Raw genomic sequence first — 3505 nt, 5'->3', positions numbered from 1 at the left:
CGGCCAGCGGCCGCCACTACCTCAGAACCTGCCTTCCTGGAAATCGACGAAGGCCTGCATCAGCTCCTGCCGCGTGTTCATCACGAACGGGCCGTGCCGCATCACCGGCTCGCGCAGCGGACGGCCGGCCACCAGGATCAACCGCGCGCCATCGCGGCCGGCCGAGATGTGCAGCTGCTCGCCACCGCCCAGCACCGCCAGTTCCTGGCGCGCCACGTCACGCGCGGCGTCCTGCTCGCCTACCGTCAACGCACCTTCGAATACATAGGCAAACGCGTTGTGCCCTTCCGGCAGCGTGTACGTCCAGGCGCGGTCGGGCGCCAGCGTGATGTCCAGGTAGAGCGGATCGGTGGCCGGCTGCACGATCGGCCCGCGGGTACCGTCGACGCTGCCGGCAATCACCTTCACCTCCACGCCGGCGGCCGGCTGCACCCGCGGAATGCGCTCGGGCGCGAACTCCTGGTACTTCGGCTCGGTCATCTTGTCCTTCGCCGGCAGATTCACCCACAGCTGGAAACCGCGCATCTGCCCGCTTTCCTGTTCGGGCATCTCCGAATGCACCAGGCCGCGCCCCGCCGTCATCCACTGCACGCTGCCCGGGGTCAGCAGGCCTTCGTTGCCGTGGTTGTCGCGATGCCGCATGCGCCCGTCGAGCATGTAGGTCACCGTCTCGAAACCACGGTGCGGATGCTCGGGGAAACCTGCGATGTAGTCCTCGGCGCGGTCGGTGCCGAATTCATCGAGCAGCAGGAACGGATCCAGGTCGGGCAGCGTCGGGCCGCCGATGACGCGGGTCAGGCGCACGCCGGCACCATCGGAGGTGGGCATGCCACGGATGGTGCGCAGTACGCGGACCGGTTCGGGAAAGCTCATGGCGACTCCTGTTGGATGGATGCCCCTGAAGATGGACGCCACACGGCCGTACGCCAATGGACGGCTCCGCAACCGATTGTTCCATCGCTGATGTTCGCTGCACGTCAGCATTCCCTTCGTACGACCAAAGTACTACCGCAGATTCGTCCTGTGCCAATTGACCGTGTCGAGGGCAAGCAGGACTCTTTGTCTGTCTTTCCGGGAGAGAGCACCTCATGAAAGGGTTTTCCAAACTGGGCTGGGCGGTACTCGCCCTGCTCGGCGCGTTCTGTCTGGGCACTGTTGCGCTGCGTCGCGGCGAACACATCAATGCCCTGTGGATCGTCGTCGCGGCGGTGTCGCTGTACCTCGTCGCCTATCGCTTCTACAGCCTGTTCATCGCCAACAAGGTGATGCAGCTCGATCCGACCCGGGCCACCCCGGCGGTGATCAACAACGATGGCCTGGACTACGTGCCGACCAACAAGCACGTGCTGTTCGGCCACCACTTCGCCGCCATCGCCGGCGCCGGCCCGCTGGTCGGCCCGGTGCTGGCCGCGCAGATGGGCTACCTGCCCGGCCTGCTGTGGCTGGTGGTGGGCGTCGTGCTGGCCGGTGCGGTGCAGGACTTCATGGTCCTGTTCCTGTCCAGCCGCCGCAACGGACGTTCGCTGGGTGACCTGGTGCGCGAGGAGATGGGCCAAGTGCCCGGCACCATCGCCCTGTTCGGCGCCTTCCTGATCATGATCATCATCCTGGCCGTGCTGGCGATGGTGGTGGTCAAGGCACTGGCCGAGAGCCCCTGGGGCATGTTCACGGTGATCGCAACGATGCCCATCGCGATCCTGATGGGCGTGTACATGCGCTACATCCGCCCCGGCAAGATCGGCGAGATCTCGATCGTTGGCCTGATCCTGCTGCTGGCCGCGATCTGGTTCGGCGGCAAGGTCGCGGCCGACCCGACCTGGGGCCCGGCGTTCACCTTCACCGGCACCCAGATCACCTGGATGCTGATCGGCTATGGCTTTGTCGCCTCGGTGCTGCCGGTGTGGCTGCTGCTGGCGCCGCGTGACTACCTGTCGACCTTCCTCAAGATCGGTACGATCATCGCGCTGGCCATCGGCATCCTCGTGGTGATGCCGGAACTGAAGATGCCGGCGCTGACCCAGTTCGCCGCCAGCGGTGACGGCCCGGTGTGGAAGGGCGGCATGTTCCCGTTCCTGTTCATCACCATCGCCTGCGGTGCGGTGTCCGGCTTCCATGCCCTGATTTCCTCCGGCACCACGCCGAAACTGCTGGCCAATGAAGCGCACATGCGCTACATCGGCTACGGCGGCATGCTGATGGAATCGTTCGTGGCGGTGATGGCGCTGGTGGCGGCTTCGATCATCGATCCGGGCATCTACTTCGCGATGAACAGCCCGGCGGCGGTGATCGGCCCGGATGTGGCGTCGGCCGCGCACTACATCACCAATACCTGGGGCTTCACCATCACCCCGGAACAGCTGACCGCCACGGCAGCAGCGATCGGCGAGCCGACCATCCTGCACCGCGCCGGTGGCGCACCCACGCTGGCGGTGGGCATCGCGCAGATCCTGCACCAGGCGATTCCAAGCAGCAGCGACGCAATGATGGCGTTCTGGTACCACTTCGCGATCCTGTTCGAAGCGTTGTTCATCCTGACCGCGGTGGACGCCGGCACCCGTGCCGGGCGCTTCATGCTGCAGGACCTGCTGGGCAACTTCGTGCCAGCGTTGAAGAAGACCGAGTCGTGGACCGCCAACATCATCGGCACCGCCGGCTGCGTGGCGCTGTGGGGCTATCTGCTGTACACCGGCGTGGTCGATCCGTTCGGTGGCATCCAGACCCTGTGGCCGCTGTTCGGCATCTCCAACCAGATGCTGGCCGGCATCGCGCTGATGCTGGGCACGGTGGTGCTGTTCAAGATGAAGCGTGACCGCTACGCGTGGGTCACCGCGGTGCCGGCGGTGTGGCTGCTGATCTGCACCACCTACGCCGGCTTCATCAAGATCTTCGACAGCAACCCGGCGCAGGGCTTCCTGGCACAGGCGCACAAGTTCCAGGCGGCGCTTGCCAGCGACACCATCACCGCGCCGGCCAAGTCGGTGGCGCAGATGAAGCAGATCGTGGTCAACGCCTACGTCAATACCGGGCTGACCGCGCTGTTCCTGCTGGTGGTGGGGGCGGTGCTGGTGTATTCGATCAAGACCATCCTGGCCGCCCGCCGCAACCCGCAGCGCAGCGACCGCGAGACCCCGTACGTGGCGCTGAAGCCGCATGAAATGGTGGATCTGTGATGAGCACGCAACTGGTTCCCGCCGGCCAGTACCAGGCGCACCGCCGCATCTGGCGGCGCCTGGTGCAGACCGCACGCCTGTGCTGTGGCATTCCTGATTACGACAACTACGTCCGGCACATGCTGGAGAAGCATCCGGACCAGGAACCGATGGACTACAAGACGTTCTTCCGTGAGCGGCAGGAAGCGCGATATGGCGGCCGCAATGGCGGTCGCTGCTGTTGAAGTTGTGTGTGGGTGGCGGGCTTGCAGCCCGCCGCCCGCCGATTCAACTTCAACTGCAAGAGCGTCGGCTCTGGGTTTCTGTTTGGTTGGCGGGGCGGTGTGGGCTTGCAG

At 65.5% G+C, this 3505-nt stretch carries 3 protein-coding genes; 2 read left to right on the top strand and 1 reads right to left on the bottom strand.

Annotated features, from left to right (window positions below; translation table 11 throughout):
* Nucleotides 1-21: 21 nt before the first annotated feature.
* A complete protein-coding gene (locus QRO93_RS21255) occupies nt 22-873 on the bottom strand; it encodes a pirin family protein (protein WP_180880292.1) in 852 nt (283 codons plus the stop codon).
* Between the two features lie 215 nt (nt 874-1088).
* On the opposite strand from QRO93_RS21255, the gene QRO93_RS21250 reads away from it, so the two are divergent.
* Together QRO93_RS21250 and QRO93_RS21245 are read left to right on the top strand one after the other, a co-directional pair.
* Nucleotides 1089-3170 (top strand): carbon starvation CstA family protein, encoded by a 2082-nt coding sequence (locus QRO93_RS21250; protein WP_006462520.1) that lies wholly within the window; start codon nt 1089-1091, stop codon nt 3168-3170.
* A complete protein-coding gene (locus QRO93_RS21245; RefSeq protein WP_005410613.1) occupies nt 3170-3394 on the top strand; it encodes a YbdD/YjiX family protein in 225 nt (74 codons plus the stop codon). Before QRO93_RS21250 ends, QRO93_RS21245 begins: the two co-directional genes overlap by 1 nt.
* The last annotated feature ends 111 nt before the right edge of the window (nt 3395-3505 follow it).

Source organism: Stenotrophomonas maltophilia group sp. Smal17, assembly GCF_030237045.1.
Classification (GTDB): Bacteria; Pseudomonadota; Gammaproteobacteria; order Xanthomonadales; family Xanthomonadaceae; genus Stenotrophomonas; species Stenotrophomonas forensis.
The sequence above is the reverse complement of the archived record's forward strand: the minus strand, read 5'-3'. Positions and strand labels throughout refer to the sequence as shown.

Bases quoted from the DNA above. Each gene is read 5' to 3' on its own strand.
- QRO93_RS21245 (WP_005410613.1), top strand. From the start codon at position 3,170: ATGAGCACGCAACTGGTTCCCGCCGGCCAGTACCAGGCGCACCGCCGC.
- QRO93_RS21255 (WP_180880292.1), bottom strand. From the start codon at position 873: ATGAGCTTTCCCGAACCGGTCCGCGTACTGCGCACCATCCGTGGCATG.
- QRO93_RS21250 (WP_006462520.1), top strand. From the start codon at position 1,089: ATGAAAGGGTTTTCCAAACTGGGCTGGGCGGTACTCGCCCTGCTCGGC.